This window comes from Amycolatopsis sp. lyj-108 (assembly GCF_046549005.1).
Taxonomy (GTDB): domain Bacteria; phylum Actinomycetota; class Actinomycetes; order Mycobacteriales; family Pseudonocardiaceae; genus Amycolatopsis.
In genome coordinates, this window is the sequence record NZ_JAJPWQ010000001.1 from 1,127,047 (window position 1) to 1,141,570 (window position 14,524).

Genomic DNA, 14,524 nt, shown 5'->3' on the forward strand with positions numbered 1-14,524 from the left:
GTGAAGGTCAACCACGGATGACGGGGGTCACATGCTGATCGGCGAGCTGTCCCGGCGGACCGGCGTCAGTCACCGGCTGCTGCGCTACTACGAGGAGCAGGGGCTGCTGGTCTCGCGACGCGACTTCAACGGCTACCGCACCTTCGACGACGACGCGGTCACCACGGTGCGGCAGATCCGCGCGTTGCTCTCGGCGGGGCTGAGCACGCAGGTCATCGCGAAGGTGCTGCCGTGCGCGAACGGCGAACTGCCGGAACTCGACCTGTGCCCCACGGTCGTGGCGGAGATCCGGCGCGAACTGGCCGAAATGGACGACCGCATCGACACGCTCCGGCAGCGGCGCGGGACACTGGCCGGATATCTCACCGTCGTCAACGTGTAGGAGAACTGTGGAAGCCCTGGCCAGATTCGGGTTCGAACTGGGTGTGCTCAAGCGGATCCGGCGGGCCGGGTGGTGGCAGGCCGGGGTCCGCGATCCCGAATCGGTGGCCGAGCACACCACCCGGGTCGCGCAGCTGGCCGGACTCCTGGCGGCCGAGGGCGGCGCCGACCCGGCCCGGGCGGCGTATCTCGCGCTCTGGCACGACACACAGGAGACGCGGACCGGCGATCTTCCGCACACGATCAAGGGTTTCGTCGAGAAGCCGGATCCGCGGGCGATCACCGCCGCGCAGACGTCGGCGCTCCCCGGCTCCGCGCGTGACTCGGTACGCGACGCCGTCGACGAGTACGAAGCCGCAGAAAGCCCCGAAGCGCTGTACGCACGCGACGCGGACAAGCTCGAAATGCTGCTTCAGGCCGTCGAGTACCGCGATGTCGGCGTACGGAACGTCGACGAGTGGATCGCTTCGGCGACGAAGAGCCTCCAGACCGACCTCGCGCGTCGTGTGGCCGAAGCGGCGCTGACGTTGTCGTCGCTCTCGTGGCGGGTGCGCTGAAAGCAATCGATACCCTGAGCCCGCGTGTATCGACCCCGGCACGCGCGCCTCGTGTGTCAGGCTTGACTCTGTGAAGGAACACCAGTGAACCGGCAGCCGTTGCGCCTCGCCATCATGGAAGCGACCCGCATCCTCACCGAGGCCGGTGTGGCATCACCGCGCTCGGACGCGGAGCTGATCGCCTCCCATGTCCTCGGCGTCGACCGCGGCCGTCTGCCGATGGTGCCGCTGGTGGACCCGCCGGTCATCGACGCGATCGGCCAGCTCGTGAACCAGCGGGCCAAACGGATCCCGTTGCAGTACCTCACCGGCTGGGCCGCGCTCGGCGACATCACGGTCAACGTCGGCGCCGGGGTGTTCGTCCCGCGCCCGGAGACCGAACTGCTCCTGGAATGGGGCCTCAAACTGCTGCACGGGCGCGAGTACCCGGTGGTGGTCGATCTGTGCACCGGCTCCGGCGCGCTGGCGCTGGCCGTGCAGCACGCGCGGCCGGACGCCGTCGTCTACGCCGTCGACATCGACGCGCAGGCGCTCGCGTGGGCCAGGCACAACGCCGACGTCCACGCGGACGCGGGGGACACGCCCATCCGGCTGTACTCCGGCGACGTCGCGGACAGCACGATGTTCGCCGAACTCGACGGTCTCGTCGACCTGGTGCTGTGCAACCCCCCGTACGTGCCGGAAGGCACGCCGGTGCCGGCCGAGGTCGCCGAGCACGACCCGCCGCGGGCGGTGTTCGCGGAGGAAAGCGGGCTCGCGGTGATCCGGCACGCGATCGCCGCCGCCGCCCGGCTGCTGCGGCCCACCGGCGGGATGGCGATCGAGCACGACGACACGCATGGCTCCGCCGTTCCGGCGCTGGTGCGGGCGCGGCGGGTGCTGACCGACGTGCAAGGGCACCTCGACCTCGCCGGACGGGCTCGTTTCGTCACCGCCCTGCGCGTCTCCTGAGGTTTCCGCCGCAATTCGGCACCTGGATGCGGTACTTGCGCGCGCAACGACCGCAACCAGGTGCCGAATTGCGGCGGGTACCGCCGGATAGTTAGCGAGACTCACGACTTCCGGCGGTGCCCAGGGCAAAGCCCACCTCCTAACGTCGGTCTCGGCCGCCTCATCGGCGGTCCGACTGGGAGGTGTACCCCGATGCGATCGTCTCTCCGACGAGCCCCACTCAGAACACTCGCCGTCCTCGCCGCCGTCGCGCTACTGCCGGGTCTGGTCGCCCAACCCGCGTCCGCCGCGGTGCCCGTGAAGGGCTGGCCTGCCCCGATCGACGGGTCGACCTGGGAGAACCAGGACCACATGACGTGGGACGACTACCGCAAGCCGCCCGGCACCAACTGGGCCGACCCTTCGCTGAAGCCGACAAAGCGGATGTTCAAGGGCGCCGTGGTGCTCGCGGACTACCCGGACCAGGAGTTCGCCGTCACGCAGCCGACGCATTCGACGGTGTTCGGCAACCCCGGCCCCGCCGCCAGCAACATCCCCCGCGGAGGCGTCGCGAAGTTCTACGAGGACTTCCTGAACAAACCGCAGGCGCTGAACCAGGGCCACACCATCAACGAGTACTGGATGGAGGACTCCGGCGGCAGGATGGGCGTCGAACTGACCGCGTTCGGGCCGTACCGGCTGCCCGGCAAGTCCTTCGAATACGGCATGGAGTTCCAGCCCGACGCGTGTCCGCCCGGCGCGAACTGCAAGCGCGACCTCCGCGCGGACGCGGGCGCCGCCTGGCGGGCGGACGTGGGTGACGTCTCCAAGCAGTTCGACTTCATCTTCTATCTTTCCGCCGGCCAGGACGAGAGCGCGACCTGGCAGGAATTCGGCGTGATGAAGTTCGGCGAGCCGGGGAACGTGCCCGCCGAATTCGGTCCCGGTGTCGAGGGAATGCCGAACGCCGCGTCCACCCGCTATGTCCCATGGACGTCGTGGAAATCGGCCGCCAGTATCTGGCCGAACGCGGTCACCGGCTCCTCGACCCAGGCCGAGAGCTCGGGTCAGGCGGTTTACGCGCACGAATTGAGCCATATTCTCGGCATCGGCGACAACTACAACAACCCGTTCGGCACCCCACCGTCCCGGACCTACACCGGTCCGTGGGAGATGATGTCGCGCGGCAGCTTCAACGGTCCCGGCGGACCGCACACACGCTGGCAGATCCCGGCGACGCAGGGCGGCTCGATGGGTTCGCATCACATGGTGCGCACCAAGATGAAGCTGGACATCATCGACCCCGAAGACGTCCTGAAGATCGACCGGAACCAGCTCGCCGCGAACGGTCCGGTCTCGGCCAGGATCACGGCGCGTTCGGTCCTTCCGGGGAAGGGCGCCTACAGCGGCATCAACATCGCGCTCAACGGCGGGGACCTCTCGCCGAAATGCGATCGTTCGAAGGATCCGTTCTGCGACGGTGGCGGCTACGACAATTACACTGTCGAGGTCGTCGACCGGATGGGCAGCGATTCCTTCGCCCCCGATTCCGGCGTCATCATCGCGAAGACGAAGAACAAGGACAACGCGCCGTTCGAATGGATCGTCGACGCGAATCCTGCCGACATCGGCATGACCGACTACAAGAAGCCCGACGGCACCGCGGTCCCCATCCCCATCGGCGACTACCGCCAGCTCAACGACGCGGCGTTCAAGGCGGGCACCGGTTCGGCGAGCAAGTACGAGTACACCGACGAGGCGAACAAGCTGAAGTTCCTCGTCTCGGACGTCGAGCGCGACCGCAAGGGCGTGCTGTCCTACGTCGTCACGGTGGCCTCGCTCGACGGGGCGGGTTCGCAGGCCAGGGGCGTTTCGCTGTGGCCGTCGGCCCCCGCGTTCGCCAAGCAGGGGCTCGCGAGCTGCTCGTTCCCGGTGCTCAACACCGGCAACGCGAAGGGCGCGGCGGCGCCGTACAACACCGACACCTACCGCCTGAGCGCGTCCACGAGCGCGAAGGGCTGGGAGGTGCGGCTGCCGAACGAGCTGTCCACCGTCCCGTTCGGCGGGCGGTCTTCGGCGACGGCGCACGCCAAACGGGCCGCGGGCGGTGACCACGTCGCGCACATCAAGCTGACCGCGACGTCGATCGCGGATCCGGCGAAGACGGCGACGTCGTTCTGCACCGCTTTCGCCTTCTGACGGGAGCGGCCGACGCTATGAAAGGTCCTTTACTTGCAAATTTTGCAAGTAAAGGACCTTTCATAGCACCCCCGGGAGGTGAGATCCGGGCCGCGAACCCACAGCGCTAGGCTCAGGCGCCATGAGCGCGGTGTACGACTGCAGCAAGCGTGAATCGCGGGCCGACGGGCTCGCCGCGGCGGCGAGCGCGGTGCGCTCCAGCCGCCTCGTCGTCCTTCCGACCGACACGGTCTACGGCATCGGCGCGGACGCCTTCGACGGCGGCGCCGTCCAGTCCCTCCTGCGGGCGAAGAACCGCGGCCCGGACATGCCGGTCGGCGTCCTGGTCGGCTCATGGTCCACTGTGGACGGACTGGTGCTCGGCACGCCGCCGCAGGCCCGCGCGCTCATCGAGGCCTTCTGGCCGGGCGACCTCTCCATCGTCCTGCCGCACGCGCCGAGCCTGCAGTGGGATCTCGGCCAGTCACGCGGGACGGTGATGCTGCGGATGCCGCTGCACCCGGTCGCGCTGGAACTGCTGCGTGACGTCGGTCCGATGGCGGTCTCCAGCGCCAACGTGTCCGGTCAGCCGCCCGCCTCCACCGCGCAGGAGGCCGTCGACCAGCTCGGCGACAGCGTCGCGGTGTACCTCGACGGCGGGTCCACCGGGGAGCCCGTTCCGTCCACGATGGTCGATCTCACCGGCGACGACCCGGTCATCCTGCGGGAGGGCGCGGTCAGCCGCGCCGCCGTCGCGGAAGTACTGGGAGTGCCCGCGGAGTCACTCGCCTAGACCGTTGGCCGCCGTATCCCCCCAGCGCGGTAGCGTGTTCGAGTGACTTGGACCTCGGCGGCGTAACGCATCATGCCTCCTACGCAAGGTCTCCCGATCCGGGAGTACATCCTCGTCGCCCTCACCGCGGCGGCCGTGACCTTCCTGCTCACCGGCGTCGTGCGACGGGTCGCGATCCGGATCGGCGCGATCGCCAACCCGCGGGCCCGCGACGTCCACGTCACCCCGATCCCGCGGATGGGCGGCATCGGCATCTTCCTCGGCGTCGCCGCCGCGATGGGGCTCGCGCACCAGTTGCCCGCGCTGAGCCGCGGCTTCGACTTCTCCTTCGACTCGCTGGGCGTCCTGCTCGCGGCCGGGGTGATCTCCCTGATCGGCGCGCTCGACGACCGGTTCGAACTGGACGCCTGGACGAAACTGGCCGGCCAGGTCATGTGCGCCGGGATCCTGGTGATCTTCGGGGTCCAGTGGGTGTCGTTCTGGGTGCCGTGGGGCGGTGGTGGCGAATCCTTCGGCCAGGTGCTGGTGCTGGACAAGAACCAGGGCGCGTTGCTGACCGTCGTGCTGGTGGTCGTCATGGTCAACGCGATGAACTTCGTCGACGGTCTCGACGGGCTCGCCGGCGGTCTCGGCTTCATCGCCGCCGCGGCGACGTGCTCCTTCTCGCTCGGCCTGCTCGATTCCTCGGGCGGTGACGTCGGCGCGTACCCGCCCGCCCTCATCGCCGCCACGCTCGCCGGGGCCTGTCTCGGCTTCCTGCCGTACAACTTCCAGCCCGCGAAGATCTTCATGGGCGACTCGGGTTCGATGATGATCGGCCTCATGTTGGCGGGTGCGACGACGTCCGCGTCGGGCCGTGTGCCGTATCCGCAGTTCAGCGGTAAGGACGCGCTCGCGCTGCTTTCACCGCTCGTCGTGGTCGCCGCGGTCCTTTTCGTACCGCTGCTGGACCTGATCATGGCGGTCATCCGCCGCACCCGGCGCGGCGAGAGCCCGTTCGCCGCGGACAAGATGCACCTGCACCACCGCCTGCTGGAGATCGGGCATTCCCAGCGCCGCGCGGTACTGCTCATCTACTTGTGGGCGGGCCTGCTCGCGTTCGGCGCGGTTTCGGTGACGTTGTTCGACAGTGCCGCGGTTTTCTGGATCGTCGGCTTCGGGTTCCTGCTGGCGACCCTGGTGTCGATCGTGCCGAGGCTGCGGTCGAGGAACCGGACTGCCTGAACGGCACAACTCAGACTGCCTGAACGCCCGTATCGGCGCGGGCCTACACTGGCGGGCTGAGACGACCAGGGAGTTTTCTGTGAGCGAGACCGAGAAGACCGTCGAGGCGGAGGAGAACCCCCACGCCAAGGTGGTTCTGCAGGCGGCCAACGCGATGACGCGGGCCTCCCTGATCGCGACACCGCCGGTCGTGCTGGCCTGCATCGTGCTCTTCACCATCCTCAATGGACTCCCGGGACTCGTCGGGGCGGCCATCGGCGGCGTGCTCGCCATTCTGTCCGCTCTCGCGACGATGGGCCTGATGCGCTTCAGCGCCGGCATGGACCCGATGTTCGTGATGGTGATCGCTCTCGGTGGTTACGTGCTCAAGATCTTCGCCCTGTTCGGGGCGCTCACCCTGCTTCGCGGGTGGTCGGATCTGCACCCGATGTCCTTGGGCATCACGATGATCGCGGCCATCCTGGTGTCCGCCGCCGTGGAGTTCGCGGCCTTCCGCAAGACCAAGATCCCGACGATCATCCCCGCTTCCCGCTGACCCCGGGACCGAGGTCCTGACCTGGGACGGGACCTAGGTCCTCGGCCGATCGGGGGCAATGTAGTACGCCTGTACGGCCTGTCGGAACCTGCTGATATGGTCCGCGTATGGGCGGCGGCCTCGGCTGCCGGCTCCTGATGACGAACCCCGAACAGCAGTGTGGCGGCGGCGTTGAATCGTCCCCTCTTACCCGCTGGTAGGCGTCTGTCTCCCGGGAGCACTGCATCGAGAATCCTCGTGTGCGGAACGTGAAACCGTGTTCAGCACATCGTGGGGTGGCCGCCTCCGACGGCCCGATACGTGTCGGGTACGTTAAGTCCAGATCGTGACGATTCCCCCGGCGGAGTGAACGCCGGCCGGGAGAACCGGAAGGAGCCCAGTGGGCGCGCTGGTACTAGCCGAAGGTGCGGAGTTCACGCCGCCTGGCGTCAAAGACTTCAACCTACCGCCGTTGTTCGGCTCCGGCCCTTGGTTGAGCTTCACCAAGCCGATGTTGCTGGTGGTCATCTCCCTGATCATCATCGTCACCTACTTCATGGTGACGTCGCGCCGGTTGAAGGTCGTCCCTGGTAAGGGACAGTTCATGGCCGAATCGATCTACAACTTCGGCCGCAACAACATCGCGCGGGAACAGATCGGCTCTGCCGACTTCAAGCCGTTCATCCCGTTGGTTCTGGGACTGTTCAGCTTCGTGCTGGTGAACAACCTCTTCGGGATCATCCCGTTCTTCCAGTTCCCGACCATGGCGCGAATCGGCTTCCCGGTCGCCCTCTCGTTCCTCGTCGTTTACCCGGTGTACCACTACGTCGGGTTCAAGCGCCACGGATTCAAGGGTTACCTCAAAAAGGAACTGGCGCCGGCGGGTATTCCCGGATTCGTTCTGCCGCTGTACTCCACCATCGAGTTCGCGCAGAAGTTCTTCATCGCACCGGCCACCCTGGCCATCCGAGTCTTCGCGGCGATGTTCGCCGGGCACCTCATCATCATGGTCTTCACGCTCGGCGGGAGTTTCCTGCTGACCGAGGGCGAAGGCATCGTGAAGGTCGCGTCGCCGGTGGCGTTCCTCTTCGCCATCGCGATGACGTTCCTGGAGGCCTTCATCCAGATCCTGCAGGCGTACATCTTCGCGCTGCTGTCCGCAGGGTACATCGGCGCCGCGCTGGCGTCGGAGCACTGAGAAACACCAAAGCCCCCGATCCGCGTGAGTCGCGCGGACCGAGTTTGAAGGGAAACGCACGTGAGCAACATCGTTCTTGCGCAGGCTGCCGAGGCCGCTTCCAACATCAACCCGGGTCTCGCCGCCATCGGCTACGGCCTCGGCGCGATCGGCCCCGGTATCGGTGTGGGTCTGATCTTCGCCGCGGTCATCAACGGCACCGCCCGTCAGCCGGAGGCGCAGGGCAAGCTGCAGGGCATCGCCTTCTCGACCTTCGTGCTGACCGAGGTGCTCGCGCTGATCGGTATCGTCATCTACTTCCTCGCCTCCGGCGCCTGAGTTCTTTCAACTCATCTCGCTTTAAGGAGACGCTGTGCTGAAGACCGAATTGGTGTTGGCGGCTGAAGCGCCCAACCCGATCGTGCCGCACATTCCCGAGCTCATCCTCGGGTTCGTCGCCTTCCTTCTGCTGCTGTTCGTTCTGAAGAAGTACGTCGTTCCTCGTTTCGAGACGGCTTACGAGGAGCGGACCAAGCTGATCGAGGGTGGCATCGAGCGGGCCGAGAAGGCACAGGCCGAAGCCGAAGAAAACCTTGCGCAGTACAAGGCGCAGCTGGCGGAAGCCCGTTCCGAGGCCGCGAAGATCCGCGACGACGCCCGGCTCGAAGCCGAGCAGATCAAGGCGGAGCTTCGCACCGAGGCGGAGGCCGAGTCCCAGCGCATCGTCGCCCAGGGGCAGGCCCAGCTGCAGGCCCAGAAGGCGCAGATCATCGCCGAACTGCGCGCCGAACTCGGCCGTAACTCCGTGGAGCTGGCAAGCCGCATCGTCGGCGAGTCGCTCGCGGACGACGCGCGCCGCCACGGCACCGTGGACCGGTTCCTGGCCGAATTGGAGACCGCCGGTACCAACGGTGCCGGTCTCGGAGCGGGAAAGTAGACCAGAATGACGCTGCATGCTGCGAGCCGTGAAGCGCTCGACCTCGCCGAGAATCGTCTCGGCGAGGTGTTGGCCGCCGCGGGTACCGACCCGGCGACGGTCGGCGACGAGCTGCTTTCGGTCGTCACCCTGCTGGACCGGGAGATCGGCCTGCGCCGGGCCGTCGCCGACGGTTCGGCCACGCCCGAAGCCCGGATCGGCCTCGCTCGCGGGATTCTCGCGGGCAAGGTTTCCGAGCCGGCCCTGCAGGTGCTCGACTCCGTGGCGGGCAGCCGCTGGTCGAGCCCGCGCGAACTGACCGACGGGCTCGAGGCCCTCGGCCGCTCGGCGCTGCTCACCAGTGCGGAGAAGTCCGGGAACATCGACGCTGTCGAAGACCAGCTGTTCCGGGTCACTCGTATCGTTGCGGGTGCACCGGAGCTCGAACAGGCACTTGCCGACCTGACCGCTCCCGCCGAGGCGAAGCGGACCCTCGTCCGCACTCTGTTCGCCGACAAGGTGGACGTGGTCACCAAGACCCTCGTCGAGCAGGTCGTCCTGCGCGCCAAGGGCCGCGGGGTCGCCAACGCCCTCGAGCGGCTGGTCCAGCTGGCCGCGGAACGCCGTCAGCGCTCGGTCGCCCAGGTGACCAGCGCGAGCGCGCTGTCCGACGAGCAGCACGCTCGGCTGAGCGAGAAGCTCAACGCCCTGTACGGGCGGCAGCTCGCGCTGCACGTCGAGGTCGACCCGTCACTGGGCGGCGGACTCGTGGTCCGCGTCGGCGACGAGGTCATCGACGGCAGCACCGCGGGGCGCGTCGACGCCCTGCGTCGCCGGTTGGCTAGCTGACCCACAACAACGACTTTGCACACTGGCACGAACGAAGCGAGAGCGGGATTGAAATGGCGGAGCTGACGATCTCCTCGGATGAGATCCGTAGCGCGATCGAGAACTACGTCTCGAGTTACGCCCCGGACGTGAGCCGGGAAGAAGTCGGCGTCGTCGTCGACGCCGGTGACGGTATCGCCCACGTAGAGGGCCTCCCCTCGGCCATGGCCAACGAGCTGCTCGAGTTCCCCGGCGGGGTCCTCGGCGTGGCGCTGAACCTGGACGCGCGCTCCATCGGTGCCGCGATCCTCGGCGACTTCGAGACCGTCGTCGAAGGCCAGGAAGTCAAGCGGACCGGGCAGGTCCTTTCGGTTCCGGTCGGCGAGGGTTACCTCGGCCGCGTCGTGAACCCGCTGGGCGCCCCGATCGACGGCCTCGGCGAGATCGAGACCACCGACCGCCGCCCGCTGGAGGTCAAGGCCGCTTCGGTGGTCGAGCGCCAGCCGGTGTCGGAGCCGCTGCAGACCGGTATCACCGCGATCGACGCGATGACCCCGATCGGCCGTGGCCAGCGTCAGCTGATCATCGGTGACCGCAAGACCGGTAAGACGGCCGTCGCGGTGGACACGATCATCAACCAGAAGGCCAACTGGGAGTCCGGCGACCCGAAGAAGCAGGTTCGCTGCATCTACGTCGCGGTCGGCCAGAAGGGCTCCACGATCGCCGCGGTCAAGAAGTCCCTCGAGGACGCCGGCGCGATGGAGTACACCACCATCGTCGCGGCCCCCGCGTCGGACTCCGCCGGCTTCAAGTGGATCGCGCCGTACACCGGTTCGGCCATCGGCCAGCACTGGATGTACGAGGGCAAGCACGTCCTCATCGTGTTCGACGACCTGACCAAGCAGGCCGACGCGTACCGCGCGATCTCGCTGCTGCTGCGTCGCCCGCCGGGCCGCGAAGCCTTCCCCGGCGACGTCTTCTACTTGCACTCCCGTCTCCTCGAGCGTTGCGCGAAGCTCTCGGACGAGCTGGGCGCGGGCTCGCTGACCGGTCTCCCGATCATCGAGACCAAGGCGAACGACGTGTCGGCGTACATCCCGACCAACGTCATCTCGATCACCGACGGTCAGTGCTTCTTCCAGTCGGACCTGTTCAACGCCGGTCAGCGCCCGGCCATCGACGTGGGTATCTCGGTTTCCCGCGTGGGTGGTGCCGCGCAGGTCAAGGCGATGAAGTCGGTTTCGGGTTCGCTCCGTATCGACCTGTCGCAGTACCGCGAGCTGGAGGCCTTCGCGGCCTTCGCTTCGGACCTCGACGACGCGTCGAAGGCGCAGCTCGAGCGTGGTGCCCGCCTGTACGAAGTGCTCAAGCAGCCGCAGTACTCCCCGATCCCGGTCGAGGAGCAGGTCGTCACGGTGTACCTGGGCACGAACGGGCACTACGACTCGGTCCCGACCGAGGACGTGCGCCGCTTCAACCACGAGTTCATCGACTCCGCCCGTCGTAAGCACGGCGAGCTCCTCAAGGACATCCGCGAGTCGGGCAAGTTCTCCGACGAGACCGCTTCCGGGCTGGTCGACGCGGTGAACGAGTTCAAGAAGGAGTTCACCACCGCCGAGGGCAAGAGCCTCGTCGAGGTCTCCGACGCGATGGCCGCCGAGAAGGTCGGGCAGGAGACCGTCAAGGTCAACAAGCCCGCACCGAAGAAGTGAGCTGATAGCTCATGGCCGCACAACTCCGAGAACTCCGGTCGCGTATCAAGGCGACCAAGTCCATCGGCAAGATCACGAAGGCGATGGAGCTCATCGCCACCGCGCGCATCACCAAGGCGCGGGCGAAGGTCGCGGCGTCCCGGCCCTACTCGGACGAGATCACGAACGTGCTCTCGGCCCTGGCCGGCGCCTCGGCCAACCTCGACCACCCGCTGCTGGTCGAGCGCGCCAACCCGAAGCGTGCGGCGGTCCTCGTGATCACCAGCGACAAGGGTCAGTGCGGTGGATACAACTCCAACGTGCTGAAGGCGACGGAGGAGCTCCTCACGCTGCTGCGTGAGCAGGGCAAGGAGCCGGTGCTGTACGTGACCGGCAACAAGGGCCTGAGCTACTACCGCTTCCGTGGCCGCGAGGTGACCGAAAGCTGGACGGGCTTCTCCGACCAGCCCGGTTACGTCAACGCCGCGGAGGCCGGTGAGCTCATCGTCGAGTCGTTCCTGAACGGCGCCGACGACGAGGCGGGCAACGCCGACGGCATCCTGGGTGTCGACGAGATCCACGTCGTCTACACCGAGTTCGTCTCGATGCTGACCCAGCGTCCGACCGCCAAGCGCGTCGCGCCGCTCGAGGTCGAGTACACCGAGGGCGAAGAGAAGCCGGAAAGCCTGCTCCCGAGCTACGAGTTCGAGCCCAGTGCCGAGAAGCTGCTCTCCGCGTTGCTGCCGAAGTACATCAACACGCGGATCTTCGCGGCGATGCTCGAGTCGGCGGCGTCCGAACTCGCGGCCCGCCGGACCGCGATGAAGGCCGCGTCGGACAACGCGAACGATCTGGTGAGCACGCTGACGCGGGAGATGAACCAGGCCCGTCAGGCGCAGATCACCCAGGAGATCTCTGAAATCGTCGGTGGCGCGAACGCGCTCACCGCAGCAGGAAGTGATGACTGATGACCAGTACTGAAGCCCGTGCCAAGGGGCGCATCGTCTCGGTGACCGGCCCGGTCGTCGACGTCGAATTCCCGCGCGGTTCCGTCCCCGACCAGTTCAACGCGCTCAAGGTCGAAATCGAGTTCGAGCAGCTCCGCAAGACGGTGACGCTCGAGGTCGCCAGCCACCTCGGTGACAACCTCGTCCGCACCATTTCGCTCCAGCCGCAGGACGGCCTCGTCCGTGGCGCCGAGGTCACCGACACCGGCGGCCCCATCACGGTGCCGGTCGGCGACAAGGTCAAGGGCCACGTCTACAACGCGCTCGGCGAGTGCCTCGACGAGCCCGGCTACGGCGACGACCTCGAGCGCTGGGGCATCCACCGCAACCCGCCTTCCTTCGACCAGCTCGAAGGCAAGACGAAGATGCTGGAGACCGGCCTCAAGGTCGTCGACCTGCTGACCCCGTACGTCGAGGGTGGCAAGATCGGCCTGTTCGGCGGTGCCGGCGTCGGCAAGACGGTGCTCATCAAGGAGATGATCACCCGTGTCGCCCGGAACTTCGGTGGCACCTCGGTGTTCGCCGGTGTCGGCGAGCGCACCCGTGAGGGCAACGACCTCTTCCTGGAGATGTCCGAGGACGGCGTCATCAACGACACCGCCCTCGTCTTCGGCCAGATGGACGAGCCGCCCGGCACGCGTATGCGCGTCGCGCTGTCCGCGCTGACCATGGCGGAGTACTTCCGCGATGTGCAGAACCAGGACGTGCTGCTCTTCATCGACAACATCTTCCGGTTCACCCAGGCCGGTTCCGAGGTGTCGACCCTGCTGGGCCGCATGCCTTCGGCCGTGGGTTACCAGCCGACGCTGGCCGACGAGATGGGTCAGCTCCAGGAGCGGATCACCTCGACCCGTGGTCGTTCGATCACCTCGATGCAGGCGATCTACGTCCCCGCGGACGACTACACCGACCCGGCCCCGGCCGCGACGTTCGCCCACCTGGACGCCACCACGGAGCTTTCGCGTGGCGTGTTCCAGAAGGGCATCTTCCCGGCGGTGGACCCGCTGGCGTCGACGTCGACCATTCTCGACCCGGCCATCGTCGGTGAGGACCACTACCGCGTGGCCTCCGAGGTCATCCGGATCCTGCAGAAGTACAAGGAACTGCAGGACATCATCGCGATCCTCGGTATGGACGAGCTCTCGGAAGAGGACAAGCTCACCGTTCAGCGCGCGCGCCGCATCGAGCGGTTCCTCTCGCAGAACATGCTGGTCGCCGAGGCGTTCACGCAGATCCCGGGCTCGACCGTGCCGCTGTCGGAGACCATCGAGTCCTTCGACCGCATCACCAAGGGTGACTTCGACCACTACCCGGAGCAGGCGTTCCTGGGTATCGGTGGCCTCGAAGACCTCGAGAAGAAGTACAAGGAAATCACCAAGAAGTGATGTTCCGATGAGCGGCGGGATCAGTGTCTACTGTGGACGCTGGTCCCGCCGTTCGCATAGTTGGAACTTTGACTATTACACTCGGTGCCAGCACCTGAAGTGAAGGGAAGCTACGTGGCTGAGATTTCTGTCGAGCTGGTAGCCGTCGAGCGCCGTCTCTGGTCCGGTACCGCCACGTTCGTGGTGGCGCAGACCACCGAGGGCGAGATCGGCATCATGGCCGGTCACGAGCCTGTCCTCGGTCAGCTCGTCGAGGGTGGCGTCGTCAAGGTGACGACCACGGACGGCGAGACCGTGACCGCCGCGGTGCACGGCGGATTCCTGTCGGTCACCGCGACCGGCGTGAGCGTCCTCGCCGAAAGCGCGGAACTTTCGCATGAGATCGACGTCGATGCGGCCAAGAAGGCGTTGAGCGGCGACGACGAGCAAGAGCGGGCTAGGGCGACCGCCCAGCTCCGCGCGGCCGGTCAGTCAGTCTGACCGGGCGAAGGACAGGGGCCGGGCCGTGGAAATCGCCGTGGGTGTTCTCGGGGCCCTGACCATCCTGGCCGTTCTCGCGGCCTGGTATTCGTTGCGGTGGGTCCGGATGCGCCGTGGTGGCGGCGTGAGCGTCGCGCTGCGGTGGCGTCCGGACGAGGCGCGGTCCAGCTGGCATCTGGGGCTGGGCCGCTACGAGGGCGACGAGTTCGTCTGGTTCCGGGTGTGGAGCCTGCGGACCGGCCCGGACCGCGTGTTCCAACGAGCGAGCATGGAGGTCGCGGACCGTCGTGACCCCTCCGGCACGGAGGCGTACGCCGTCCCCGACGGCTCGATCGTCCTGCGGTGTGAGTCCGCCACGCAGGAGGCGATCGAGATCGCGATGGGCCCCGGCGCCCTCACCGGCTTCCTCTCCTGGCTCGAATCGGCCCCGCCGGGCCGCCGCCTCCCACGCGCTTCCTGAGTT

The 14,524-nt window shown here is 67.3% G+C and carries 16 protein-coding genes; all 16 read left to right on the plus strand.

Features of this window, described 5'->3' with window-relative positions; all coding sequences use genetic code 11:
• Window positions 1–31 precede the first annotated feature (31 nt).
• The 16 genes from ACLJO0_RS05490 (at window position 32) to ACLJO0_RS05565 (ending at window position 14,521) form a co-directional block, all read left to right on the plus strand.
• Entirely contained in the window at window positions 32–382 is a 351-nt protein-coding gene (locus ACLJO0_RS05490) for a MerR family transcriptional regulator (protein ID WP_410576819.1), read from the plus strand.
• Between the two features lie 7 nt (window positions 383–389).
• Window positions 390–938: an HD domain-containing protein gene (locus tag ACLJO0_RS05495; protein WP_410576820.1), complete on the plus strand. Its 549-nt coding sequence runs from the start codon at window positions 390–392 to the stop codon at window positions 936–938.
• 84 nt (window positions 939–1,022) lie between these two features.
• On the plus strand, window positions 1,023–1,889 hold the full coding sequence (gene prmC / locus ACLJO0_RS05500) for a peptide chain release factor N(5)-glutamine methyltransferase (protein ID WP_125792166.1): 867 nt from the start codon (window positions 1,023–1,025) through the stop codon (window positions 1,887–1,889).
• 192 nt (window positions 1,890–2,081) lie between these two features.
• Entirely contained in the window at window positions 2,082–4,067 is a 1,986-nt protein-coding gene (locus ACLJO0_RS05505; protein ID WP_410576821.1) for a M6 family metalloprotease domain-containing protein, read from the plus strand.
• A 121-nt stretch (window positions 4,068–4,188) separates the two neighbouring features.
• Complete coding sequence (locus tag ACLJO0_RS05510) at window positions 4,189–4,839, plus strand: L-threonylcarbamoyladenylate synthase (protein ID WP_276363696.1); 651 nt, start codon at window positions 4,189–4,191, stop codon at window positions 4,837–4,839.
• 72 nt (window positions 4,840–4,911) lie between these two features.
• Window positions 4,912–6,063: a glycosyltransferase family 4 protein gene (locus ACLJO0_RS05515; protein ID WP_125792169.1), complete on the plus strand. Its 1,152-nt coding sequence runs from the start codon at window positions 4,912–4,914 to the stop codon at window positions 6,061–6,063.
• Between the two features lie 79 nt (window positions 6,064–6,142).
• The gene (locus ACLJO0_RS05520) at window positions 6,143–6,598 is read left to right on the plus strand and encodes a hypothetical protein (protein ID WP_410576822.1); all 456 of its coding nucleotides are present in this window, start codon (window positions 6,143–6,145) and stop codon (window positions 6,596–6,598) included.
• Window positions 6,599–6,977: 379 nt separating this feature from the next.
• Window positions 6,978–7,775: a F0F1 ATP synthase subunit A gene (atpB, locus tag ACLJO0_RS05525; RefSeq protein WP_125785137.1), complete on the plus strand. Its 798-nt coding sequence runs from the start codon at window positions 6,978–6,980 to the stop codon at window positions 7,773–7,775.
• A 60-nt stretch (window positions 7,776–7,835) separates the two neighbouring features.
• Complete coding sequence (locus ACLJO0_RS05530) at window positions 7,836–8,093, plus strand: ATP F0F1 synthase subunit C (RefSeq protein ID WP_125785136.1); 258 nt, start codon at window positions 7,836–7,838, stop codon at window positions 8,091–8,093.
• A 34-nt stretch (window positions 8,094–8,127) separates the two neighbouring features.
• Window positions 8,128–8,691, plus strand: a complete 564-nt coding sequence (locus tag ACLJO0_RS05535) for a F0F1 ATP synthase subunit B (protein WP_410576823.1) — start codon at window positions 8,128–8,130, stop codon at window positions 8,689–8,691.
• Window positions 8,692–8,697: 6 nt separating this feature from the next.
• A complete protein-coding gene (locus tag ACLJO0_RS05540; protein WP_125785134.1) occupies window positions 8,698–9,519 on the plus strand; it encodes a F0F1 ATP synthase subunit delta in 822 nt (273 codons plus the stop codon).
• 53 nt (window positions 9,520–9,572) lie between these two features.
• Window positions 9,573–11,210, plus strand: coding sequence for a F0F1 ATP synthase subunit alpha (gene atpA / locus ACLJO0_RS05545; RefSeq protein ID WP_125792175.1), 1,638 nt, complete (start codon window positions 9,573–9,575; stop codon window positions 11,208–11,210).
• Window positions 11,211–11,221: 11 nt separating this feature from the next.
• A complete protein-coding gene (locus ACLJO0_RS05550) occupies window positions 11,222–12,157 on the plus strand; it encodes a F0F1 ATP synthase subunit gamma (RefSeq protein WP_410576824.1) in 936 nt (311 codons plus the stop codon).
• Complete coding sequence (gene atpD, locus ACLJO0_RS05555; protein WP_125785131.1) at window positions 12,157–13,581, plus strand: F0F1 ATP synthase subunit beta; 1,425 nt, start codon at window positions 12,157–12,159, stop codon at window positions 13,579–13,581. Before ACLJO0_RS05550 ends, atpD begins: the two co-directional genes overlap by 1 nt.
• Window positions 13,582–13,695: 114 nt before the next feature.
• On the plus strand, window positions 13,696–14,061 hold the full coding sequence (locus tag ACLJO0_RS05560) for a F0F1 ATP synthase subunit epsilon (RefSeq protein WP_125785130.1): 366 nt from the start codon (window positions 13,696–13,698) through the stop codon (window positions 14,059–14,061).
• 25 nt (window positions 14,062–14,086) lie between these two features.
• Window positions 14,087–14,521 carry a DUF2550 domain-containing protein gene (locus ACLJO0_RS05565; protein WP_125785129.1) on the plus strand — a complete coding sequence of 145 codons (435 nt, stop codon included), beginning with the start codon at window positions 14,087–14,089 and terminating at the stop codon, window positions 14,519–14,521.
• Window positions 14,522–14,524: the final 3 nt, after the last annotated feature.